This is a genomic window from Streptomyces sp. NPDC014882, from assembly GCF_043081325.1.
Lineage (GTDB): Bacteria > Actinomycetota > Actinomycetes > Streptomycetales > Streptomycetaceae > Streptomyces.
In genome coordinates, this window is record NZ_JBIBWL010000021.1 from 90,776 (window position 1) to 112,985 (window position 22,210).

19 protein-coding genes are annotated in these 22,210 nt (G+C 74.9%); 10 read left to right on the forward strand and 9 right to left on the reverse strand.

Features of this window, described 5'->3' with window-relative positions:
• Nucleotides 1-179 precede the first annotated feature (179 nt).
• Nucleotides 180-2,246 carry a SpoIIE family protein phosphatase gene (locus ACF09K_RS32710; protein ID WP_392248960.1) on the reverse strand — a complete coding sequence of 689 codons (2,067 nt, stop codon included), beginning with the start codon at nucleotides 2,244-2,246 and terminating at the stop codon, nucleotides 180-182.
• Between the two features lie 486 nt (nucleotides 2,247-2,732).
• Here ACF09K_RS32710 and ACF09K_RS32715 point away from each other — a divergent pair, with 486 nt between their 5' ends.
• Entirely contained in the window at nucleotides 2,733-5,198 is a 2,466-nt protein-coding gene (locus ACF09K_RS32715; RefSeq protein WP_392248961.1) for a SpoIIE family protein phosphatase, read from the forward strand.
• 32 nt (nucleotides 5,199-5,230) lie between these two features.
• On the opposite strand, the gene ACF09K_RS32720 is transcribed toward ACF09K_RS32715, so the two are convergent.
• Nucleotides 5,231-5,602 (reverse strand): transglycosylase family protein, encoded by a 372-nt coding sequence (locus tag ACF09K_RS32720; RefSeq protein ID WP_392248962.1) that lies wholly within the window; start codon nucleotides 5,600-5,602, stop codon nucleotides 5,231-5,233.
• A gap of 553 nt (nucleotides 5,603-6,155) precedes the next feature.
• Between ACF09K_RS32720 and ACF09K_RS32725 the strand changes: the two genes are divergently transcribed.
• The 5 genes from ACF09K_RS32725 to ACF09K_RS32745 all read left to right on the forward strand — a co-directional run bounded on the left by ACF09K_RS32725 (nucleotide 6,156) and on the right by ACF09K_RS32745 (nucleotide 10,555).
• Entirely contained in the window at nucleotides 6,156-6,335 is a 180-nt protein-coding gene (locus ACF09K_RS32725; RefSeq protein ID WP_392248963.1) for a hypothetical protein, read from the forward strand.
• 205 nt (nucleotides 6,336-6,540) lie between these two features.
• Complete coding sequence (locus ACF09K_RS32730) at nucleotides 6,541-6,864, forward strand: alpha-amylase (protein ID WP_392248964.1); 324 nt, start codon at nucleotides 6,541-6,543, stop codon at nucleotides 6,862-6,864.
• A gap of 206 nt (nucleotides 6,865-7,070) precedes the next feature.
• Entirely contained in the window at nucleotides 7,071-7,256 is a 186-nt protein-coding gene (locus ACF09K_RS32735) for a hypothetical protein (RefSeq protein WP_392248965.1), read from the forward strand.
• A 302-nt stretch (nucleotides 7,257-7,558) separates the two neighbouring features.
• Nucleotides 7,559-9,823: a catalase gene (locus ACF09K_RS32740; RefSeq protein WP_392248966.1), complete on the forward strand. Its 2,265-nt coding sequence runs from the start codon at nucleotides 7,559-7,561 to the stop codon at nucleotides 9,821-9,823.
• A 264-nt stretch (nucleotides 9,824-10,087) separates the two neighbouring features.
• Nucleotides 10,088-10,555 carry an MSMEG_6728 family protein gene (locus ACF09K_RS32745; protein WP_392248967.1) on the forward strand — a complete coding sequence of 156 codons (468 nt, stop codon included), beginning with the start codon at nucleotides 10,088-10,090 and terminating at the stop codon, nucleotides 10,553-10,555.
• 75 nt (nucleotides 10,556-10,630) lie between these two features.
• Here the strand turns inward: ACF09K_RS32745 and ACF09K_RS32750 are convergent, their stop codons facing one another.
• The gene (locus ACF09K_RS32750; protein WP_392248981.1) at nucleotides 10,631-11,002 is read right to left on the reverse strand and encodes a DUF4190 domain-containing protein; all 372 of its coding nucleotides are present in this window, start codon (nucleotides 11,000-11,002) and stop codon (nucleotides 10,631-10,633) included.
• A 313-nt stretch (nucleotides 11,003-11,315) separates the two neighbouring features.
• Here ACF09K_RS32750 and ACF09K_RS32755 point away from each other — a divergent pair, with 313 nt between their 5' ends.
• The 3 genes from ACF09K_RS32755 (at nucleotide 11,316) to ACF09K_RS32765 (ending at nucleotide 14,014) form a co-directional block, all read left to right on the forward strand.
• A complete protein-coding gene (locus ACF09K_RS32755; RefSeq protein ID WP_366060574.1) occupies nucleotides 11,316-11,462 on the forward strand; it encodes a hypothetical protein in 147 nt (48 codons plus the stop codon).
• Nucleotides 11,463-11,551: 89 nt separating this feature from the next.
• Nucleotides 11,552-13,468, forward strand: a complete 1,917-nt coding sequence (gene htpG, locus ACF09K_RS32760) for a molecular chaperone HtpG (RefSeq protein ID WP_392248968.1) — start codon at nucleotides 11,552-11,554, stop codon at nucleotides 13,466-13,468.
• A gap of 153 nt (nucleotides 13,469-13,621) precedes the next feature.
• Entirely contained in the window at nucleotides 13,622-14,014 is a 393-nt protein-coding gene (locus ACF09K_RS32765) for a hypothetical protein (protein ID WP_392248969.1), read from the forward strand.
• 25 nt (nucleotides 14,015-14,039) lie between these two features.
• Here the strand turns inward: ACF09K_RS32765 and ACF09K_RS32770 are convergent, their stop codons facing one another.
• The 5 genes from ACF09K_RS32770 to ACF09K_RS32790 form a co-directional block, all read right to left on the reverse strand.
• Nucleotides 14,040-14,927, reverse strand: a complete 888-nt coding sequence (locus ACF09K_RS32770; RefSeq protein ID WP_392248970.1) for an oxygenase MpaB family protein — start codon at nucleotides 14,925-14,927, stop codon at nucleotides 14,040-14,042.
• A 505-nt stretch (nucleotides 14,928-15,432) separates the two neighbouring features.
• Nucleotides 15,433-16,125, reverse strand: a complete 693-nt coding sequence (locus tag ACF09K_RS32775; protein WP_392248971.1) for a hypothetical protein — start codon at nucleotides 16,123-16,125, stop codon at nucleotides 15,433-15,435.
• On the reverse strand, nucleotides 16,122-17,783 hold the full coding sequence (locus ACF09K_RS32780) for a serine/threonine-protein kinase (protein ID WP_392248972.1): 1,662 nt from the start codon (nucleotides 17,781-17,783) through the stop codon (nucleotides 16,122-16,124). Before ACF09K_RS32780 ends, ACF09K_RS32775 begins: the two co-directional genes overlap by 4 nt.
• A gap of 442 nt (nucleotides 17,784-18,225) precedes the next feature.
• A complete protein-coding gene (locus ACF09K_RS32785; protein ID WP_392248973.1) occupies nucleotides 18,226-19,464 on the reverse strand; it encodes an MFS transporter in 1,239 nt (412 codons plus the stop codon).
• Nucleotides 19,461-20,051 carry a helix-turn-helix domain-containing protein gene (locus tag ACF09K_RS32790; protein ID WP_392248974.1) on the reverse strand — a complete coding sequence of 197 codons (591 nt, stop codon included), beginning with the start codon at nucleotides 20,049-20,051 and terminating at the stop codon, nucleotides 19,461-19,463. Before ACF09K_RS32790 ends, ACF09K_RS32785 begins: the two co-directional genes overlap by 4 nt.
• Here ACF09K_RS32790 and ACF09K_RS32795 point away from each other — a divergent pair.
• Nucleotides 20,050-20,571: a GNAT family N-acetyltransferase gene (locus ACF09K_RS32795; RefSeq protein ID WP_392248975.1), complete on the forward strand. Its 522-nt coding sequence runs from the start codon at nucleotides 20,050-20,052 to the stop codon at nucleotides 20,569-20,571. The genes ACF09K_RS32790 and ACF09K_RS32795 overlap by 2 nt on opposite strands.
• 171 nt (nucleotides 20,572-20,742) lie before the next feature.
• On the opposite strand, the gene ACF09K_RS32800 is transcribed toward ACF09K_RS32795, so the two are convergent.
• Nucleotides 20,743-21,909 carry a S1 family peptidase gene (locus tag ACF09K_RS32800; protein ID WP_392248976.1) on the reverse strand — a complete coding sequence of 389 codons (1,167 nt, stop codon included), beginning with the start codon at nucleotides 21,907-21,909 and terminating at the stop codon, nucleotides 20,743-20,745.
• Nucleotides 21,910-22,210 lie beyond the last annotated feature (301 nt).

Genomic DNA, 22,210 nt, shown 5'->3' on the forward strand with positions numbered 1-22,210 from the left:
CCGCTGCCGAGTTGACCGCATCGCCCGAAATGATGCGTAAATCCCATAAGTTCCGAAAGTAACTTGTTCAATGTCTCGGGCTTCGAGGCGGTGGGTTGCCGGACGCGGAAGGGACCGGGCGTCGTCGGGGCAGCGGGGGCGCCGGATCGGCGCGGGGCGGATCCCTGACGCACCGTCGACTACACGGTCCGGGCGACGAGAAGGGCGACGTCGTCGTGGTCCTCGGGATGACGCAGGCCGTGCAGGAGCAGGTCGCAGGTCTCCTCCAGGGGGCGCCCCGGTTCGTCGAGGAAGCCGAGCAGCACGTCGAGGCGGTCGTCGATGGAGTGGTGACGGGTCTCCACGAGGCCGTCCGTGTAGAGGACCAGCAGATCGCCGGGGACCAGGTCGGTCGTGGTGGTCTCGAAGGGCACGCCGCCGACGCCCAGCGGGGCCCCGGTGGGCAGGTCGAGCAGCCGGGGTTCGTGACCGGGGCCGCTCAGCGCGGGCGGCATGTGGCCGGCGTTGGCGATCCGGCACCGGCCCGTACGGGGGTCGTAGACGGCGTAGAGGCAGGTGACGATGTAGTGCTCCAGGCCGCGGGTGATCTTGTCGAGGTGCTGGAGCACCGAGCCGGGGTCGAGTTCGAGGTCCGCGTACGCGCAGGTGGCGGTGCGCAGCCGGCCCATGGTGGCGGCCGCGTCGATGCCGTTGCCCATCACGTCGCCGACGACCAGCGCCGTCTTGTCGTCGGAGAGGGGGATGACGTCGTACCAGTCGCCGCCCACCTCGCTGGTGGCCTGCGCGGGCTGGTAGCGCGAGGCCAGCTCCAGGCCGGGGTGCCGGGGCGGGTGGTCGGGCAGCAGGCTGCGCTGGAGGGTCAGGGCGGTGTTGCGCACGCTCTGGAACCAGCGCGCGTTGTCGATGGCCACGGCGGCGCGGCCGGCCAGCTCGGCGGCGAGGACGACGTCGTCCTCGTCGAAGGGGAGCGGGTTGCGGGTGCGCTTCAGGTCCAGGGCGCCCAGCACCTCGCCGTGGGCGATCAGCGGGACGGCCAGGTACGAGTGCACCCCGGCCTCCGCCAGGAGCGCGCAGGCCTCGGCGCTGCGGGCGATGCGCGGCAGATCACGCTCGCCCACGTGCCGTACCAGGACCGGCCGGCCGCTGTGCACGCACAGGGTGACCAGACGGTCGCCCTCGTACCGGGTGAGGTCGCCCGGCGGGTCGGCGGCACGCTCCGCCGCGGTGGGGTGGGACGCCTTGAGCGCGAGGGCGCGGAAGAGCTCGGGCCCCTCGTCCGGCCGGCGCCCGCGGCGGCAGGCCAGCGCCGAGTCGAGGATGTCGACGGCGACCACGTCGGCGAGCTGCGGCGCGGCGACCTCGGCGAGCTCCCGGGCGGTCCGCTCCACCTCCAGCGTGGTGCCCACCCGCGCGGACGCGTCGGCGATGAGCGCCAGGCGTCTGCGGGCCCGGTCGGCCTCGGCGGCCGCGCGGTGGCGTTCGGTGACGTCGACCAGCGAGAGGGCCGCGCCGAGGACCTTGCCGCCCGGATCCTCCAGCCGGTAGAAGGACAGCGACCACGCGTGCTCGCGGTCCGGGTCGGTGGGCGGCCGGCCCACGTGGAACTGGTCGAGCAGCGGGGTGCCGGTGGCGATCACCTGGCGCAGCGCCGACTCGACGGTGTCGATGTCGGGCAGGGGCAGCGCCTCCCGCAGCCGACGCGCGACGTGATCGCCGGCGGGAATGCCGTCGATGCGCTCCAGCGCCGGGTTGACGAGCAGGTACCGCAGCTCGGTGTCGACGAGGGCCAGACCGATCGGGGACTGGTCGATGAGCCGCTCGCACAGCGCGAGGTCCGTCTCGACGCGCTGGAGGACCTGGTGGTCGGCCACGATGCCCAGGGCGTAGACGTCCCCCAGGTCGTCCTGCAGCCGGATGTTGCGGAACTCCACCAGACGGCTGCTGCCGTCCTTGCGCCGGACGGGGAACGCGCCGGCCCAGCCGCGGCCGGTCTCCAGGACCTCCGCGAACAGCCGTACGACGGACTGCAGGTGCTCGGGGTCGATGAACAGCCGCGCCGCGTGCGTGCCCAGGGCCTCCGCCGCGGTGTAACCGAACAGTTCCTCGGCCTGCGGCGTCCAGAAGACGATGCGCCCCTCGGTGTCGAGGACCACCGCCGCCACGCTCAGCAGGTCCAGCAGGCCGGTGGTGCGGGGCTGCCCGGAACCGTACGGGTCGTCGCCGGACCGGAAGGAATCGGACGTCATCCCTGAGCCTCCTCCACCGGTAGGCGGGACGGGGCGGCGACGGCCGGTACCGCCGCACACCCGGATCGCGGGCACCGGCCCCTCCATGCTCCCCCCGCACGGCGGTTCCCGGAAGCCGGGCCGCCGCCGGCACCGGCCGGTCCGGCCGGTGCCGTGCGCATCGGCCGGACTAGCAGGACCATGGTCGTGAAGAGGATGGCAGCCATGGAATCTGCTCGAGGTACTCCCGAGGGTCCGCCGCCCGACGGACCCCGACACGTGCCCGACGGACCGCCGGCCGGTGAGCCCGGTGGCGTGCCCGGTGTGCCGCTGCGCGCCGAGTCCGGGCAGGTCTCCGGGGGGCCGCTGCCCGCCGGGCCCGGCCGGAGCCCTGCCGGGCCGGCGTCCGGTCGTGCCGACGGCGGTCCCGGGGGGCCGGAGGCCGGTGCGTCCGGTGGCCGTTCCGGCGGGGCGGAGGCCGGTGCGTCCGGTGGCGTTCCCGGCGCGGTGCCGGTCGTGAGGGCCGGCGGGCCGGCGGCCGGGGGTGCCGAGGGGGTTCTCGACGCGTCCACCGACGCGGCGGCCGTCGTCACCGCCGCCGGCGTCGTCGTGGGCTGGACCCGGGCGGCCGAGGCGCTGCTCGGCCGCCCGGCGGCCGAGGTGGTCGGCGGGCCCGCCGCGCGTCTGGTGGCGATGCCCGCGGACCCGGCGCGGGTGGCCGCCGTCGCCGAGCACTGCCGCGCCGGCATGGGGTGGAACGGACACGTCTCCGTACGCCACCGCGACGGCCGGTCCCTGGACGTCGACCTGCGCGTCTCCGCGTCCTTCCGCCTGGGCGACGACGAGTGCTTCCTGCTCTCGGCCCGTGAGCGGCGGACGCGGTGGACGGTGGGCCAGTCCGTCCTCGACGGGTTCCTGACCCGCTCGCCGATCGGCATGGCGGTGATGGACCCGGACCTGCGGTACGTGTGGCTGAACGACACCCTGGAGCGCTTCGGCGGCGTCCCCCGCGAGCAGCGCCTGGGACACCGGCTGAGCGAGCTGCTCCCCGGCCTCCAGGCGGAGACGCTCGAAGGCCTCATGCGCAAGGTCCTGGAGACGGGCGCCCCGATCACCGACTACGAGTACGTGGGCTGGAGCTGGGCCGACCCGCACCGGCAGCACGCCTACTCGACCTCGTTCTTCCCGCTGGTGGACGCCCGCGACGCGGTCACCGGGGTCTGCTACATGGTCCTGGACGTCACCGAGCGGTGGAACGCGCGCCGCCTGCTGACGATGGTCAACGAGGCCGGAACCCGCGTCGGCACCACCCTGAACGTGATGCGGACGGCCCAGGAACTCGCCGACTTCGCCGTTCCGGGCCTCGCCGACTTCGTCATCGTCGACCTCCTGGAGCCGGTCCTCAGCACCGAGGGCCATGGCACGTGGCTGACCGACGCGGGCCCGGCGCCCGCCAGACCGGTGATGCGCCGCGCCGCGCTGAGGTCGGTGCGCGAGGGCTGCCCGGAGGCGGTGGCGCAGATCGGCGACCGGGTGGGCTTCCTCCCGCCCCCGCACGGGATGCGCCTGCTCATGGCCGGGGACGCGATCCTCATCCCGGTCCTCGACCCCTCCGAGAGCCTGTGGGTGGCGGAGGAGCCCGCGCGCGCGGAGCGGATCCGGGAGTTCGGCCTGCACTCGCTGATCTCCGTGCCGATGCGGGCGCGGAACACCGTCCTGGGCGTCACCACGTTCGTCCGCTCGCTCAACCCGGTCTCCTTCCAGTCCGACGACGTGCTGCTGGCCCGGGAACTGGTCGCGCGGGCGGCCCTGTGCGTCGACAACGCGCGGCGCTACACCCGGGAGCACACGGCCGCCGTCACCTTGCAGCGCAGCCTGCTGCCGGACGTCCTGACCGGCGGTTCCGCGCTGGAGGTCGCCTCCAGCTACCTGCCGGCCGACCCGACGGACGGCGTGGGCGGCGACTGGTTCGACGTCATCCCGCTCTCCGGGGCACGCGTCGGCCTGGTCGTCGGGGACGTGGTGGGGCACGGCATCACCGCCGCGGCGACGATGGGCCGCCTGCGCACCGCCGTGCAGACCCTCGCCGACATGGAGATGCCCCCCGACGAACTGCTGGCCCACCTCGACGACCTCGTGCTCCGGCTGAGCGCGGAGGACGGCGGCGACGAGGCGGCCCGCACGACGGCGGCCACCTTCCTCGGCGCGACGTGCCTCTACGCCGTCTACGACCCCGTCACCCGGCGGTGCTCGATCGCCCGGGCCGGACACCCGCCCCCCGTCGTGGTCTCGCCCGACGGGCGGGCCTCCTTCCCCGAGGTTCCCGCCGGGCCGCCGCTCGGGCTCGGTGGCATGGGCTTCGAGACCACCGAGATCGAACTCGCCGAGAACAGCCTTCTGGGCCTCTACACCGACGGCCTCGTCGAAGGGGCCGACCGCGACATGGAACGGGGCATGACCCGGCTCGGCGAACTGCTGGCCCACCCGGACGGCGACCTCGACACGCTGTGCTCGACGGCGGTACGGCACCTCGTGCCCGCGCCCCGGCCCGACGACGTCGCCCTGCTCCTGGTCCGCACCCGCGCCCTGGGCGCCGACGACGTCGTGTCCTGGGAGGTCCCCGTGGACCCGGCCGCCGTCGCCGACGCCCGGGCCCGCGCGACCCGCCAGGTGGAGGCGTGGGGGCTGGACGACCTGGTGATGACGACCGAACTCGTCGTGAGCGAGCTGGTCACCAACGCGATCCGGCACGCCGTTCCCCCCATCCGGCTCCGCCTGCTCCGCGACGCCCGGCTGACCTGCGAGGTCTGCGACGCCAGCAGCACGGCCCCCCGTCTCCGGCACGCCCGCAGCACCGACGAGGGGGGCCGGGGCCTGTTCCTCGTCGCCCAGCTCGCGCACCGCTGGGGAGCGCGCTACACGCCCGGCGGCAAGATCATCTGGGCCGAACAGGAGATCCCGGCGCCCTCGTGACCGGGGGCGCCGGGAGGACCGGGCGCGGGTGCTCAGGCGCAGCCCCAGGCGTTCATGCCCTGCATCGCCGCGAGCCGGCGGGCGACGGCGATCTGCGACTCCCTGCTCGCCAGGTCGGCTCGCGGCGCGTGTCTGAGTCCGCCTGCGGCGACCCAGCTGCGCTGCGAGAACTGCAGGCCGCCGTAGTAGCCGTTCCCGGTGTTGGCCCGCCAGTTGCCGCTGGACTCGCAGCGGGCGATGGCGTCCCAGTCGGCCTCCGCCGGGGCGCCCGGGGCCGCCCCGGCGGCGGGGGCCATGACGGTCAGGAGGGCGGCGACGGGCAGGCCGAGCCACAGGGCGGGGCGGGCCGACCGGAGCGGTCCGTGCGCGTGACGGCACGTCAGGTGTTTCTGAAGTGAAAACATGACAAGTGACATTAAGTGCAGGAATTCGCCGCCACCTGCCGTCGCGTCCGTACGTGGCCCGTCGTACGGCCTTCCGGGTGACGGCCCGTCAGTCCGTCCCGCCCCCGGCGGCGGTCCCGTGCCGTCCCCCCCCCCTGGTGGTCGGCCCGTCCCGCCCTGGCGGCCGTCCCGTCCCGCTCTCCGGCGGTCGTCACCTCCCGCCCTCCGGCGGTCGGCCTTCGGCGCCCGCGGCCGTCGCTCCTCGCCGCCCGAGGGGCGTCCCCCGGCCGAGGGTCGCCGTCCGCCGTCCGGGTACGGCCGGCCACCGTCCGCGGGCGGGTCCGCCGGAGCGGCTCCGGCCGATCGGGGAGGGCGGCGGAAGGTCCCCCCTCGCACCCGTCTACGATGTCCTGGCCCCTGCCCGACCGGCGTGGGAGCGAGTCGGCGTCCGGTGACCCGGTCCGACTCGGTGGACAGGGGTCGACACCGGTGTCGGACCGCCCGTCGACCGTGGCTGTCCGCCGGCCCAACTGGCCCTGCCGGGGCCGCCGTCTGCCGAAAGTGACGTGCCTACGTGTTCCAGGAAACGCCGATCTTCCATCGTCTCGTCGCCGAACGGGGCGACATCCCGACCCAGGTGCGGGGCGAGGCCGAACGGATCCAGCGCGATCTCGCCGCGGTCATCCCCTCCCCGTCCGCCGCCGGCAACCTGCCCGCGCAGCACTTCCTCGCCGTGCGGGGCCGCTCCGAGTGAACCGCTCCCGCCGGTCCCGGCACCGGGCCGGATGGCAGGAATTGCAGACCTCGCACCCGTGCTGAGCAGTCGCTTTGCTTCACGGTTGGACGACGTCTGAAAACATCTTCATCCCTTTGCGCAAGAGGTGAGGAGTCGTGAGGATGGCGCGTCAGGACGCCCCACCGTCATCCGTCCGTCCACCCTCACCTCTTGGGGAGAAGACATGCCGCATCTCCTTGCACGGGCCGCGGCCACGGCCGCCGCCGCACTCACCGTCCTGCTGACGAGCCCGGCGGTCTCCCGCGCCGCGATCGCCGATCCGCCCGGGACGCCGGCCCCCGACTGCGTGCACCACTACGCCGACCGGCGCCACACCACCGTCGTCAACGACTGCGACACCACCGTGAGCGTGACCGTCGACCACGCCGACGGCCAGTGGGCCCCCTGCCGCACCCTCGCACCGCACGACGTCGCCACCTTCGCCGGCTACGGCTTCGGCGAGAACCGGGTCACCGGTCTCCGTACCTGCCTGCCGGGGACCGTCTGACCGCACCACCCGCACCCGCCCTCTTTGCCCGCACCCGCACCCGCGTTCCCGTTCCCACCCGCACCCGCACCCGCACCCGCACTCGCACCTCCCGACCGGCCGGCGGGGCGCTTCCGGCCCCGCCGGCCGGTATCGGCGTGTGTGCCTCGCGGGCATCGGGTACTCGGCCCGCGACTTGTTCGACGTGCGCGGAAGGGGCGGCCGTGATGACGGTGCCGGAAGAGAACCGGAAGAAGACCCGTACGACCGACGAGGTGATCGGCGGGGGCACCGGTTCCGGGGGCTCCTCCCGTCCCGTCCCGGCGTCGGGCCGCACGATGCGCGAGGCGATGGAGGAGGCCGGTGTCCGCTCCGAGGACTACCGGGCCCCCGCGGATCCGAAGGGGGCGTAGCGCCGCGCCCGCCCGGTGCGTCCGTCCGCGGCGCGCGACCCGCTCCGGTTCCGCCCGGGTCCCGCCGCCGCTCACCCGGCTGGTGGACGAGCCACTGCGGCGGACTCCCGACCGTGCCAGATTGATGCGCGGAACCACCTTTTCGTAGGCCCCTGTGTGCCTTTGACGCCGTGGTCCCCTGGTCCGCCGCCACCCGCGAGCAGGTGGCGGCGGGTGTCGTAAGCCCTCCGCTGCCGTCGGCAGCCGGACCGCCGCGCGGACCCGGCACACATCCGCTCCACGAGTGAGAAGCGAAGGAAGCGATGAGCGAGAGCAATCCCATCAAGCGGGCGGCGGAGAAGGTCGTCGACACCCTGCGCGCCGACGGGGCGGGGCCGGAGGACGGGATCCCCGGGAAGCCGGGGCCCCAGTCCCCTCCGGTCGCCGAGCCGACCCGGCCGACGGACCCCCTGCCGCCCAAGCCGGACCAGAGCGGGCCCGACACCGTCTCCCCGACGGGACAGCCCACGGGAGCCGACCAGGCCCGCGTCGCGCAGTCCGGCAGCTACCTGACGAACGCCCAGGGAACCCGCCTCCACGACACCGACCACTCGCTCAAGGCCGGACCCCGCGGCCCCGTGCTGCTCCAGGACCACCACCTGCGCGAGAAGGTCATGCACTTCGACCACGAGCGCATCCCGGAGCGGGTGGTGCACGCCCGGGGCGCGGCGGCCCACGGGGTGTTCCAGAGCTACGGCACGGCGGCCTCCGTGACCAAGGCCGCCTTCCTCGCGGAGGACGAGGAGACGCCCGTCTTCGTGCGGTTCTCCACGGTGCTGGGGTCGCGCGGCTCGTCCGACACCGTGCGGGACACCCGCGGTTTCGCGACGAAGTTCTACACCAGCGAGGGCGTCTTCGACCTGGTCGGGAACAACATGCCGGTCTTCTTCATCCAGGACGCCATCAAGTTCCCGGACGTCATCCACGCCGGAAAACCGCACCCGGACCGCGAGATCCCGCAGGCCCAGAGCGCCCACGACACCTTCTGGGACTTCGTCACCCTGCACACCGAGGCCACCCACCACACCCTGTGGAACATGTCCGACCGGGGCATCCCGCGCTCGTACCGCACGATGGAGGGCTTCGGCGTCCACACCTTCCGCCTGGTCGCCGCCGACGGTGGCACGACGCTGGTGAAGTTCCACTGGAAGCCCAAGCTGGGTGTGCACTCCCTGGTGTGGGAGGAGGCGCAGATCATCAACGGCGTCGACCCGGACTTCCACCGCCGGGACCTCGCCGACGCCATCGAGGCGGGTGCGTACCCCCAGTGGGAGCTGGGCATCCAGACCTTCCCCGACACCCCCGACCAGACCTTCGAGGGCATCGACCTGCTGGATCCGACCAACCTCGTCCCCGAGGAGCTGGCCCCCGTGCGGCCGGTCGGGCTGCTGACCCTCAACCGCAACCCGTCGAACTTCTTCGCCGAGACCGAGCAGGTCGCCTTCCACGTCGGCCATCTCGTACCGGGCGTCGACGTCACCGACGACCCGTTGCTGGCCGGGCGCCTGTTCTCCTACCTCGACACCCAGATCACCCGGCTCGGCGGCCCCAACTTCCCCCAGCTGCCCATCAACCGGCCGCACGCGCCGGTCAACGACATGCTGCGCGACGGCATGCACCAGACGGCCGTGCACCGGGGTGTCGCCCCCTACCGGCCCAACTCCCTCGACGGCGGCTGCCCGTTCACCGCCGGCGCGGACACCGGCGCCTACATCGAGACACCGGTGCCGCTGCCCGCGTCCACCAAGGTGCGTGAGGCGCCCGAGTCGTTCGCGGACCACTTCAGCCAGCCGCGCCGGTTCTGGCTCAGCATGAGCCCGGTGGAGCGCGAGCACATCATCGGCGCCTACACCTTCGAACTCTCCAAGTGCTACGAACAGGCCATCAGGGAAAGGGCGTTGCAGGTCCTGGCCAACATCGACCCGGAGCTGTGCGGCGAGGTGGCGAAGGGCCTCGGTCTGCCGGCGCCGCAGCCGACCGTGCCGCTCGCGGACGTCGAGCCCAGTCCGGCCCTGTCGCAGGTGGGACGCACCTGGCCCACGGACGGCCGGATCATCGGCATCGTCGCGGGACCGGACGGCGACCTCGACGGGGTGCGCGCCGTGCGCGACGCCGTCCTCGAAGGCGGCATGGTCCCCCTGGTGATCGGCCCGGTCGGCGGCACCCTGGGTCCCCTGACGGTGCAGCGCACCTACGCCACCGCGCGGTCCGTCGAGTTCGACGCGCTGCTGCTGGCGGGAACCCCCGCCGTGGGCGGCGACGCCTACGGCGCCCGTGACGCCAAGGGGCTCCCCGCCGCCGCGGGCCCGGCACCCGTGGACCCGCGCGTCGGCCTGCTGGTGTCGGAGGCCTTCCGGCACGGCAAGGCCCTCGGCGCCTGGGCGGGAGGCGAGGCCGTCCTCGACGCGTCCGGGGTGCCCGCCGTCGCACCGGGCGTCGTCGCCGGCGCCTCGGGCACGGCCGTCCTGGAACAGCTCACCCGTCTCCTGGGCGAGCACCGCGCGTGGGACAGGTTCGCCGCCGCCTGACCGACCGGGCCACGGCCCGCCGGCCACGACGGCTCGACCGGCTGACCGGCCAGGACGGTCCGATCGGCTGACCGGCCACGACGGCTCGACAGGCTGACCGGCCAGGACGGTCTGACCGGCTGACCGGCTGACCTGCCGACCGGCCACGACGGCCCGTCCGCCCGACCGGCCGTCGGCCGCACGCTCCCGCGGCGTGCGGCCGACGGCCGGTCGCTTCTCCCACGCGCTCCGCGTTCTTCCGCGTTCTCCCGCCAGGGGCGGCCCGTGCAGACCTTCCTCCCTCACACCGACTTCACCGCGTCCGCCGCGGTCCTCGACCCGCGCCGGCTGGGAAAGCAGCGCGTCGAGACCCTCCAGGTGCTGCGCGGTCTGACCGTCCCCGGCTACGGCTGGCGGCACCATCCGGCGGTCCGCATGTGGACCGGCTACGAGGAGGCGCTGGTCCGCTACGGCCTGGAGATCTGCGGAACGTGGACCGCGGCCGGCCGCGCCGACACCTGCGCCGTCTCCCTCATGACCGGCTTCGCCGGCAGCTGCGGCGACACCGGCGTCCGCACCCAGCCGGAGCTGGCCGACGCCGGTGAACTGCCGCCGTGGCTGGGGGACCCGGACTTCCACCGCAGCCACCGGTCCGCGCTCGTGCGCAAGGATCCGGACTTCTACGGCCCCCTCTTCCCGGACGTGCCCGACGACCTGCCCTACGTGTGGCCCGCCTCGGACCGGACGCCCTGACGCCCCGCCCCGAAGCAGGCGGGACGGGGCGTCAGGGCATTCGGTGGCCCGGCGTGAAACGCCGGAAGCGGTGGATCAGTTGTTCACGTCCCGGTCGAAGTCCTTCGCGCACTGCTCGCGTTCGGCCTGCGTGCCGGCGTGCTCGACGCAGTCGGAGTAGTTCTTGAACTCGTCCGAGTTGAGCATCGACACGCCCGCGGCGAGGATGACCGACGAGCCGATCAGACCGAGGGCGCCCGTCACCGCGCCGACGATGGCCATGACGCCGTTGGTGGCCGTGCCGCGCCGGGCGCGGCGGTGCCCCAGGACGCCGAAGACCACGGCGAGCAGCCCGAGGACGATGCCGCCGAAGACGGTCCAGAAGAGCACGACGGCCACGATGCCCAGCACGAGCGCCGCGATCCCGAATCCGTTGCGCCGCTCGGGCGGCGTGCCGTACGAGGGCATGGGCTGTCCGTGCGAGGGCGAGGGCGTGGACTGCCCGTACGGGGGTGTGGGCTGTCCGTACGGGCCTTGGGCCGAGGTCATGACGGTGACTCCCTCCGGTACGCGGACCGCGGTCGCGGTGCCGTCCGCCGCCGCGCGGTCGCGGGCGGCGGGTGCACGTCGGTTGCCCCCTCCTTCCCGTCCCATGCCCGCGGCCGGCGCACCGCCCCGCGAGGCCCGGACCCGCCCACCGGCCGGACCCCTCGGGCCTGATCGGCGCCCGGCCGGGTAGGCGGACGGGGACAGCGACCGATCCGACCGGAGGAGGACGACGATGGCCACCGTCATCCAGCGCATCAAGGAGTTCAGCAGGAGCCCCCAGGGCCGCCGCACCATGGAGCAGGTGCGCCGCACGGCGTCCGACCCGCGCCGGCGGGCCCAGGCGCGCCGGCTGCTGGACCGGCTGCGCACCCGGCGGTGACCGGCCGGGCGGGCCGGTGACCGGCTGTTCTAAAGTGACTGCCGTCAGTCAGTTCCGGATGACCTGGGACGGAGAGGTAGTCACCCATCATGCCGACCGAAACGTTTGAGTTCCGCGTAGAGGCCCGTCAGCTCCTGCAGCTGATGATCCACTCGATCTACTCGAACAAGGACGTCTTCCTGCGGGAACTCGTCTCCAACGCCTCGGACGCGTTGGACAAGCTGCGCCTGGCGGCGCTGCGCGACGACGCGCCGGACGCCGACGTGTCCGATCTGCACATCGACATCGAGACCGACAGCGAGGCCCGCACCCTGACCGTGCGGGACAACGGCATCGGCATGTCGTACGACGAGGTGGCGGAGCTGATCGGCACCATCGCCAACTCCGGCACGGCGAAGTTCCTCGAACAGCTGCGGCAGGCCGACGACGAGGCCGGCGCCGAGAACCTCATCGGGCAGTTCGGCGTCGGCTTCTACTCCAGCTTCATGGTGGCCGACGAGGTCACCCTGGTGACCCGGCGGGCCGGCGAGGCGCACGGTACGCGCTGGTCGTCGCGCGGCGAGGGCACCTACACGCTGGAGACCGTCGACGAGGCGCCGCAGGGCACCACGATCACCCTCCACCTCAAGCCCGCCGACCCCGAGAACCAGCTCCACGACTACACCTCGCCCTGGAAGCTGCGGGAGATCGTCAAGCGGTACTCGGACTTCATCACCTGGCCGATCCGGCTGGCCCCGCAGGCCCCGGCGGGCGACGACGACGGCGACGGCGCCGCCCGCGAACCCGAGACGCTGAACTCGATGAAGGCCCTCTGGGCGCGCTCGCGCGACGAGGTCGAGGAAGCGGAGTACCACGAGCTCTACAAGCACATCAGCCACGACTGGAACGACCCGCTGGAGACCATCCGGCTCCAGGCGGAGGGCACCTTCGAGTACCAGGCGCTGCTGTTCATCCCCGCGCATGCCCCGCACGACCTGTTCACCCAGGGCTACAAGCGCGGCATCCAGCTCTACGTCAAGCGCGTCTTCATCATGGACGACTGCGAGGCGCTCCTCCCGCCGTACCTGCGGTTCGTGAAGGGCGTCGTCGACGCCCAGGACCTCTCGCTCAACGTCTCCCGCGAGATCCTCCAGCAGGACCGCCACATCCAGCTGATGCACCGGCGGCTGGCCAAGAAGGTCCTGTCCTCGGTGAAGGACATGATGAACACCGCCCCCGACCGGTACGCCACGTTCTGGCGGGAGTTCGGCCCCGTCCTGAAGGAGGGGCTCATCACCGACGCGGACAACCGCGACGCCCTCCTCGCCGTCTCGTCGTTCGCCACCACGCACGACGCCTCCGAGCCGACGACGCTCAAGCAGTACGCGGAGCGGATGAAGGAGGGACAGGACGCCGTCTACTACATGACCGGCGACTCCCGCGAGGCCATCGAGAACTCGCCGCACATGGAGGCCTTCCGGGACCGCGGCATCGAGGTCCTGCTGCTGACCGACCCGGTCGACGAGGTGTGGACCGACGCGGTCGCCGAGTTCGACGGCAAGCCGCTGCGGTCCGTGGCCAAGGGCGAGCTCGCCCTCGACGGCGACGGCGGCGAGGAGAAGCCCGCGGAGGACCGCGAGAAGCAGAACGAGGAGTACGCCGACCTGCTCACCTGGATGAAGGAGCAGCTCGACGAGGACGTCAAGGAGGTCCGGCTGTCCTCCCGGCTCACGGTCTCCCCGGCCTGCCTGGTCTCCGACACCGACGACCTGACCCCGGCACTGGAGAACCTCTACCGCGCCATGGGCCAGGACGTCCCGCGCGCCCGGCGCATCCTCGAACTCAACCCCGACCACACGCTCGTGAAGGGCCTCAACCGGGCCCTGCGCGACCGGGCGGACCGGGCCGCGCTCGCCGAGGACGCCCAACTCCTGCACGGCCTCGCGGTGCTCGCGGAGGGCGGCCGGCCGAAGGAGCCCGCCCGCTTCACGCAGCTCCTCGCGGAACGCCTGGAACGCGCCCTGTAACAGGGGGACTTGAGAAGGGGGCGACGCCACGCCCGGGGCGTCGCCCCCCGACGCGTTGTCAGCGGTATGTTGAAGAATGCGCGAAAGCGAGATCAACTCCTGGCAAGACGGGGTAGGCGGTCTCGAGTCCCTGTCTGAAAGAGGTCACCGCTGATGCCGCTCACCGCGATACGGCCGCAGTCCGCCGACACGCCTCGCACCCCGGCCACGGCCGACATCCTGCGCATCGTCTCGGACGCCCGCACGCCGGTCTTCGTCACCGTGCACGCCAACGGCCGCCGCAGGTACAGCTATTGGCGCCCGCTGGACTCCGCGACCGGCAGAGGCGGCTGCTACGTCGCCCTCCCCACCGCCGAGTGCGACGAACTGCAGGCCGCCGGCCGCATCATCCTCGGCGACCCCCTCACCGACCCCACGAAGACCACCTACCGGGTCCGGCCGCAGCGCGCCGCCCAGACCACCACCCGCCGCATCCCCTCGGCCCCCCGCCGCCCGGTCCCGGTCCCGGTCCCGAACCGGTCCCGGGACCGCATCCGGGCGGCGTGAGGCGGCACGCCCGGCACCACCCCCGTCAGACCGGCGGCGCGACCACCGCACGCCGGGCCGGCGCCATCGCCCAGCGGATCGCCGCCGTCATCGCGGCGCCCAGCGGCCGTACGCACAGGTGGTCGACCACGGCGAACCGGGGCAGGCGCAGCTCGGCGGCGGCCCACTCGGGGAGCAGCGACACGGCGTTGGCGGCCAGCACGCCGTAGGGCAGGCGGGCGACCAGGGGAACCGGCGGGTTCAGCAGGAGGAAGCGGGCGGTGTCCCGGGCCTCGGGGGTGGCGCGCAGCTCCGGGCGGTACGCGGACAGCCGCGCCGTGAGCGCCTCCCTGCTGCGCGGCGGATCGGGGATGCCGAGGGCGACGGCGATCCGCGCCGTGTCCTCGACGTATCCGTCGCACTCCGCGTCCGACAGGGGCCGCAGACCGTAGCGCTGGTGCGCGCGGAGGAAGCTGTCGACCTCGGCGACGTGCACCCAGGCCAGCAGGTGCGGGTCCGAGGCGCGGTACGGCTCCCCGCTCGCGGTGACCCCGCGGACGCGTTCGTGGACGGCACGGACCTGCTCGCAGGCCTCCGCGGCCGCGTCGGCGGTGCCGTACGTCGTCGTGGCGAGGAAGGTGCTGGTGCGCTGGAGCCGGCCCCACGGGTCGCCCCGGAAACCCGAGTGCGCGGCCACGGCGGCCATGGCGAGCGGGTGCAGGGACTGGAGCAGCAGGGCGGACAGCCCGCCGACGAACATCGAGGCGTCGCCGTGCACCCGGCGGACGGGACGCTCCGGTCCGAACCAGCGCGGGCCCGGCGTGCCGTGGATGCGGGCGCGGTTGCGCACCCCGTCGGGCCCGGCGACGCGCGCGAAGAGGCCCTGTCCCAGCCGCTCGCGCGGACTCGTGCCCCCTGTTCCGATCGTCCTCATGGCTGCCGTGGCCTCCTCTCGGCCCACCGGGAAGCGCGGGCCCGTGGCGTCCGTTCCTTTCTACCGCTCCCGTCGACCGAGCGGGAGCGCACCCTCCCCGGCCGCACGGCCCGAACGCTCCCGGGCGCTTCCCCCGTCGTCTTGAGGGCGCGGCGGGTTCCCCGGGTCGCCCGCGTACCCGGCCCCGGGGCGGCGACACGGATCCCGCCCGCGCTCCGCCCCCGGGAGGCCGGCTCCCGCACCCCAGGCCGGGTGCGGCCGGCGGCGACGGGCGGCCACGCACCGTCACTTGGGTGGAACGGGGGCCCCGCACACCGACACCGGGCCCGACGTCCCGGATCGCCTCCTCACCGTGGTCCGGACGGCCCGGGACATCACAAGCCCGAACGCCGGCCGTCGCACGACCGGGCCGGACCACCCGGGTGCGCCCGCCCCGGCGAGCGGTCGACGCCCCCCGTCGGGGCGCACGGGGCGGCACACCGACGGCACCCGTGGCGGACGGTGATCAGGGGCAGTCGTACACGAACCGGACCTCGGCCGACCGCCGCTCGGGCGACAGCACCCGCAGCTCGGCCACCGCCGCGTGCCGGCCGGGACCCTCGAAGGTCCACAGCAGCTGGAGCCGCACCTGATGCTGTCCCCGCGCGACCGCGGCGTGCCGTACGGCGGAGGAGGTGCCGTCGCCGCGCACCCACCGGTAGGAGAGCGTGCCGGGCCGGCCGTCGGTGCGGACGACCCCGACCACGACGGCGGTCGTGTCACAGCCCTGGAGCTCCCGCGCGACCCCCACCGACACCTCGCGCACGCCCACCGCGGGCGCGGTGTGCTCGCGCCAGAACAGGAACAGCACGGCGGCGGCCAGTACCAGGGCGGGCAGTGCGTGGCGCCGCAGCCGGCGGCGCGGCGGCGGGGGAGGCACGGGCGCGGGCGGCGTCGCACGCGGGTGCCGGGTCAGGGCCGCCGTCGTCACGCCGGGACCGAAGCGCAGCACGGTCCCGTCGCCGGGAGCGGCCACCGTGGGGGCCGACGGGGTGGGGGCGGGGACGGAAGCGGGGCGGGAGCCGGATCCGGGTTCGGGTTCGGGCAGCTGGACCCAGTGGCTGGCCAGCACGGTCGCGCTGTAGTCGTCGTCCCCGGCCGCGGGGTTCGCCGGGGGGAGGGAGCCGGGCGCGGGCGCCGCGTCGTCGGGGGTGGTCATCGGAGTTCACACCGCCTGGTCAGGAGCTGCTGGGAGGCGTCGCCACCGGCGGCGGCGGGGCCGGTGCCGACCCGGACCGTCCAGTAGCAGCCGGTGCCCTCGAAGGCGTGGTCGACGGTGAAGGAGTACCGCGTGGCACCACTGCGCCGCTGCGTCGCCGGTGCCCCGTCGGCGGTCCCCGGCCGGCCGCCGACGTCGCCGGTGAACCAGCCGACGGTGACGGAGAACGGACCGGTGCCGTCCGTGGTGACGGTGACCGTCGCCGTGGCCGTGCCGGGCCCGGTCTGCCGGAAGCCGGTCACGGTGACGCCCTCGACCGCGGGCGGGCCCGGGGGGACGGAGGCGCCGGTCGTCGCGCTCGCAGGGGCCGTCACCGTGGGCTCCGCCGTGGCCGGTCCCGCGCTGGGGACGGCCTGCGACGCGGAGGGCGACGGGGGCGGGGACGGTGCAGCCGGGCTGCCGGACGAGGCGGTGGCGGACGAGGCGGTGGCGGACGGCGCGTCGGAAGGCGTCGCCGCGGCCGTCGGCGACGCGGCGCCCGGCGGGACCGTGCCCGTGGGCGAGGCGGGCGCGACGGGTGCGGCGCTCGTGGTGGCCAGGTCCTGCGCCGCCTGGCGGGAGTCGGCGACGGTGTCCGCGCCGGTGCCGCGCGCCGCCAGGACCGCCACGAGCACGACGGCCACGGACACCGCGAGCCCCGGCCAGGTGGGCCGCCACGGCCGCAGCCTGCCGCCCGCGCCCCGGCCGAACACCGTACGGGCCGTGTCGGTGGCGGTCGTCGGCATCTCCCGGCCGGACGGACGGGGGAACAGGAACAGCGCGACCAGCGCGGCCAGCCGGCCCCGCCCCCGCTCCTCCCAGTCGCCCCCGTACGCCGCCGCGGCGACGCCCTCCAGCTCCGCGACGAACGCCGCCGCGTCGCGGGGCCGGTGCTCCGGCGACTTGGCCAGCCCCCGGCCGACCAGCGACCGCACCGCCTCGGGCACCTCCGCGACCGGGATCGCGCCCTCGACGTGCTGCAGCGCCAGTTCGGCCAGGTGGTCGCCCGTGTAGGGCCGGTGTCCGGTGAGGCACTCGAAGAAGACGGCCGTGGCGGCGTACACGTCACCGGCGGGCGAGGCCGGGGCGCCGGTCCACTGCTCCGGGGCCATGTAGGCGGGCGTCCCCGCGGCACCGGCCCGCACACCGGCGTCCACGGCGATGCCGAAGTCGACCAGTTTGGACACGCCCTCGGGCGAGACCAGGACGTTCTCCGGTTTGTAGTCCCGGTGGACCACACCGACCCGGTGCGCGTCGGCGAGACCGAGCAGGGAGCCCTTGAGGACGGCCAGCGCGGCCTCGGGCGACAGCGGGCCCTGCCGCGTCAGCGCGGCCCGCAGCGAGACGCCGTCCACCAGCTCCATCACGATGGCGGCGCCGTCCGTGGCCTCGACGTACTCGTAGAGACCCGCCACGTGCGGGCTGCTCAGCCCGGCGAGCAGCTGCGCCTCCGCGCGGAACCCGTGCACGAAGCCCGGCCGCGTCCGCAGCGACTCGCTGAGGTACTTCACCGCGACCGGCACCCCCGTCGGCTCGTGGACGGCCAGCACCACCCGCCCGCTCGCCCCGGACCCGAGTTCGAGCGACTCGGAGTACCCCGGTACAGCCCATGTGTTCATCGCCGTCCCCCAGCCCGTGCTACGCCCGTGTCACCGCGCCCCGGCACATCGGGCCACGCCGACGAAGACACGTTTTCGGCCAGAGCGGTTGCAGGCCGGCCGGGGACGGTCGCACCCGGCCCGCGGACGGCAGGCGGCGTACGCCGGAGCGTGCGCGGCGGACGGCGGACGGCGGACGGGGGAGGGCGGACGGCGGACCGTGGCGGCTGGCCGCCAGAGGTCACGCATCAGGACGGGCGGGCTCGGCCCGGACATCGCCGTCCGGGTGAGCAGGACGCTCACCGTTCCGCCGGCCCGCCGGTGCGCGGGCCGGCCGCGCACCGTGGAGACCGGGACGGCCGCCGGAACCCGCCGGAACCCGTCGGTCCCCGCCGGAACGCGCGGCGGGAACCGGGCGGGCGTGCGCCGGCAGGCCGCCCCCCGGGGCCGCGTCCCCCCGGGGTCAGGGGCGCCGGAGGGCGGCCTGCCGGTGCCGGTCCTCTCCGGTGCCCCCGCCCGGCCGGGCTGCTCCCCGGCGCGCGGCGGCGAGTCCGGCGGCGGCGAGTCCGGCGGCGGCGAGGAGGGCGCTCAGGGCGGTGAGGATCGTGCCCCGCCAGCCGACCGCGTCGAGGAGGGGGCCGGTGAGGGCCGCGCCCAGCGCGCCGACGGCGAAGTAGAGCACGAGGTAGACGCCGGTGAGGCTGCCGGCGCGGTCGGGATCGACGGCGACGACGACGCTCTGGTTGGCGGCCTGCGCGGCGAAACAGCCCGCGTCGAACAGGGCCAGCCCCGTCACGGTCGCCAGCGGGTGCGGGAAACCCGCGGCCAGGACCGCCGTGCCGAGCGCGGCGACCGTCACGGCCCCCACGGTGACGCGGCCCGGCGTGTACCGGTCGACCAGGCGGCCGGTGAACGGCAGCGCCACGAACCCCAGGAGGCCGGCCAGGCTGTACAGGCCGATGGCGGTGGCGTCGAGGGAGTACGGCGGACGCGCCAGCGTCAGGGAGAGGGCCACCCAGACGACGTTGAAGGCGAAGTACCACAGGCCGCCCAGGGCCACGGCGCGGCGCAGCGGGCGGTGCCGGAGCAGCAGGGGCGCCATGGCCGCGAGCGCGGCGGGATAACCCTCCCCGGGCCGCGGGCGCTCGCGGGGCAGGAACCGCGAGGTGGCCAGCGCGCCGAGGAGGGCGAGGCCGGCGAAGACGAGCAGCATGCGGCGCCAGCCGAGCAGGTCGGCCAGGCTCCCGCCGGCCCAGCGGCCCAGCAGGATGCCGGCGGACAGACCGGTGGCGACCGTGGCCATGGCCCGGCCGCGCCGGCCGGGTGCGGCGTACCGGCCCGCGATGGCGCCGGCCTGCGCCGCGACCCCGGCCGTCGCGCCGACGAGCAGACAGGCGGTCAGCAGGACCGGCGCGTTCGGCGCGACGGCGGCCAGCACGAGCCCCGCGGCCAGGGCGCACAGCTGGACGCCGACCAGCCGGTGCGGGGCGACCCGGTCGGTGAGCGGCAGCAGCAGCGCGAACCCCGCCGTGCAGCCGACGAGAGTGGCCGTCGGGACCAGCCCCGCCGTGGCGGGGGACAGGCCGAGGTCGGCGGCCACGTCGGTGAGGGAGGGCTGGAGGACGTGGTTGTCGGCGATCGCCGTCGCCGCGGTGCCCGCGAGCAGCAGGGTGCCGTACCGGGGGAGGCCCGGGCCGCTCACGGCCGCTCGGCCTGGGCGCGGATGACGACGTACCGGCACTCGGCGGCGCCCTCGTTGGCGAAGGTGCAGGGCGCGGGCTCGCCGAGTTCCACGGTGTCGCCGGGGCCGAGGTCGTGGACGGTGGTCCCCTCGTGGAAGGTCAGCCGTCCGTCCAGCACCCACACCACCTGCCGGGCGAACGCGAAGGACGCCGCCGGGTACGACACCGCCGCCCCGGCGGGCAGCCGGATCTCCGCCGTCTCCGCGGGGAAGCGCGGTCCGGTGATCTGACGGCGCCGGTAGCCGGTGTCCGGATCCCGCCACTCGGTCGCGTCCCCCGACCGCCGCACCCCGGCCGTGCCGTCGGGCCCGGGCGCCTCGCCCTCGGCGAGCGCCAGCAGCGAGGAGACGCTGAGCCGGAAGGCGGCGGACAGCTTGCCGAGCACGACGGCCGTGGGGCTGCTCTCGCCCCGTTCGATCCGGTGGATCATGGCGCGGGAGACCCCGGAGGCCTCGGCCAGCTCGTTGAGGGTCCAGCCGCGCCGCTCGCGCTCGGCGCGGACGCGGACGGCGATCCGCCCCACCAGGGGATCTACTATGTTGGACATGGTGACAATATATGAGAAGCGTGAGGTGGTGCGGGTCCGTCCGGCGACCGCGGCCGACGGCGAGGCCATCCGCGTCATCCGCAACCACGCCGTCGCCACCTCGACGGCCCTGTGGACCGACACCCGGCAGTCGCCGGCCGACGCCGCGGTCTGGCTCGCCGCGCACCTCGCGCGGGGCTCGGCGCTCGTCGCGGAGTCCGGCGGCGAGGTCGTCGGGTTCGCGGTCTACGGCCCCTGGCGCGACCTCGACGGCTACCGCCACACCGTGGAGAACTCCGTCTACGTCCGCGAGGGCAGCCAGGGGCTGGGGATCGGCGGCGCGCTGCTGGGCGCCCTCGTCGAGGCGGCGCGCGCGGCCGGGCACCACAGCATGATCGCCGGGATCGAGTCGGGCAACGCCACGTCGATCCGGCTGCACCGGCGGTTCGGGTTCACGGAGGTGGGCACGGTGCGCGAGGCGGGACTGAAGTTCGGCCGGTGGTTCGACCTCACGCTCATGCGGCTGGCGCTGGAGGGCTGACTCCCGCGCGCGGCCACGGGGGCGGGGCCGGGGGCGCCTGTGCACGGGCCCGTGGTGCCGGCGTACGGGCCCGGGGGCGCCGGCGCACGGGTCCCGTGCGCCGGCGGACGGACCCGGGGGCGTGACCGGCCCGCCGGCCGGAGCTTCCGGAGCCCCCGGGTCCGCCGCGGATCAGGCCGTGTGCAGGGTCAGCCCGTAGCGGTTGAGGATCTCGTTGACCGGCTGGAACCAGGTCTCCCCGCCGCTGCCGCAGTTGCCCCAGCCGCCCGAGGTGACGCCCTGCGCCTGGTCACCGCTGAGGAACGAGCCGCCCGAGTCGCCGGGTTCCGCGCACACGCTGGTCTTCGTCATCTGGTGCACCGCGCCCTGGCTGTAGTTCACCGTCTCGTTCTTGGCCAGCACCCTGCCGCAGTGCCAGTGCGTCGTCGAGCCCGACCGGCAGATCGAGCTGCCGACCGGCGCCTCGGCCGAACCGCGCACCAGCTGGTCGGGGATGGTTCCCCAGCCGAGCACGACCGGTACGGTCCACCAGCCGCTGCCGACGTTCACCCAGGCGTAGTCGTTGTCCGGGAACGACGAGCCCTGGAAGGCGCCGACGTAGGAGCCGTCCCAGCCGCTGACACCGGCGCCCGCCCGGCCGCAGTGCCCCGCGGTGACGAACCCGCCGTGCACCGAGAAGCCTATGGAGCAGCGGACGTTGCCCGTGTAGTACGGGTCACCGCCGACCGTGCCCGCCGCGAAGGTGCGCGGCGCGGCGGCGACCGTCTCGACACTGACGGGACCGGCCGCGCGGGCCCGGGAGACGAACCGGCGGACATCGTTGTCGGCGGCCCTGTCCCGGACCACCTCGACCACCAGCGCGTTGGCCTCGGGGTCGACGTGCCAGCTGCTCACCCCCCGTGGGGCGGGCAGCCGGTCCACCCGCTCCTTGGCCGCGTCGAGTTCACGCGCGCTGTGCTCGACGGTGCGCACGGCGGCGCCGGTGGAGCGGACCGCGCGCAGGGTCGTGGGGGAGGCGTCGGAGGTGACGGCCACGGTCAGCCGTCCTTCCTCCGCGTCGAACCACGCACCGCCGTAGGAGGCTCCGGCGGCGGTGCGGGCCCGCGGCTCCACGGCGGTGGCGGTGCGCTCGGCCGCGAGCCGCTCCTCGGCCTGACGCCGCGTCAGTCCGAGGTCGCGCTGCATCGCGGCCAGCAGTCCGGTGGAGACCGGCCGGGAGTCCGCGGCGGCCGGTGCGGGGGAGTCGTCCGCCGCCGCGGGCAGGGCGGAGCCGGCGGTCCAGCTGCCGGCCAGGAGCAGGACGGCGAGTCCGGCGTACTTGAGTCTGCGGTGTCGCAAGGGAGTTGCCCTTCGTCGTTCCAACAGGGTGGGGGTGGAACAACCGCGTCTGAGAGCGCTCTCGTACGGATGGATAGAGGGTAGCCACTCGTGATGGACAGGTCCATGCCAATGGCGGACTTCGGTTCTCCGGAGGCCCGCGGCGCACGCCGGCCCGGCGTGGGGGGGCGGGGCGGGGGGGGGGGGGCGGGGGGGGGGGGGGGGCGCGCCCCCCCCCGCCCCCCCGCCGCCCCCGGGGGGGGGGGGGGGGCCCGGCACCAACACCCCCCCCCGGCCGCACCCCACGCCCCCCCCCCCCCCC

Bases quoted from the DNA above. Each gene is read 5' to 3' on its own strand.
- ACF09K_RS32765 (WP_392248969.1), top strand. From the start codon at position 13,622: ATGCCGCTCACCGCGATACGGCCGCAGTCCGCCGACACGCCTCGCACC.
- ACF09K_RS32720 (WP_392248962.1), bottom strand. From the start codon at position 5,602: ATGTTTTCACTTCAGAAACACCTGACGTGCCGTCACGCGCACGGACCG.
- ACF09K_RS32755 (WP_366060574.1), top strand. From the start codon at position 11,316: ATGGCCACCGTCATCCAGCGCATCAAGGAGTTCAGCAGGAGCCCCCAG.
- ACF09K_RS32780 (WP_392248972.1), bottom strand. From the start codon at position 17,783: ATGAACACATGGGCTGTACCGGGGTACTCCGAGTCGCTCGAACTCGGG.
- ACF09K_RS32795 (WP_392248975.1), top strand. From the start codon at position 20,050: ATGGTGACAATATATGAGAAGCGTGAGGTGGTGCGGGTCCGTCCGGCG.
- ACF09K_RS32790 (WP_392248974.1), bottom strand. From the start codon at position 20,051: ATGTCCAACATAGTAGATCCCCTGGTGGGGCGGATCGCCGTCCGCGTC.
- htpG (WP_392248968.1), top strand. From the start codon at position 11,552: ATGCCGACCGAAACGTTTGAGTTCCGCGTAGAGGCCCGTCAGCTCCTG.
- ACF09K_RS32770 (WP_392248970.1), bottom strand. From the start codon at position 14,927: ATGAGGACGATCGGAACAGGGGGCACGAGTCCGCGCGAGCGGCTGGGA.
- ACF09K_RS32775 (WP_392248971.1), bottom strand. From the start codon at position 16,125: ATGACCACCCCCGACGACGCGGCGCCCGCGCCCGGCTCCCTCCCCCCG.
- ACF09K_RS32730 (WP_392248964.1), top strand. From the start codon at position 6,541: ATGCCGCATCTCCTTGCACGGGCCGCGGCCACGGCCGCCGCCGCACTC.
- ACF09K_RS32740 (WP_392248966.1), top strand. From the start codon at position 7,559: ATGAGCGAGAGCAATCCCATCAAGCGGGCGGCGGAGAAGGTCGTCGAC.
- ACF09K_RS32710 (WP_392248960.1), bottom strand. From the start codon at position 2,246: ATGACGTCCGATTCCTTCCGGTCCGGCGACGACCCGTACGGTTCCGGG.
- ACF09K_RS32735 (WP_392248965.1), top strand. From the start codon at position 7,071: ATGACGGTGCCGGAAGAGAACCGGAAGAAGACCCGTACGACCGACGAG.
- ACF09K_RS32750 (WP_392248981.1), bottom strand. From the start codon at position 11,002: ATGCCCTCGTACGGCACGCCGCCCGAGCGGCGCAACGGATTCGGGATC.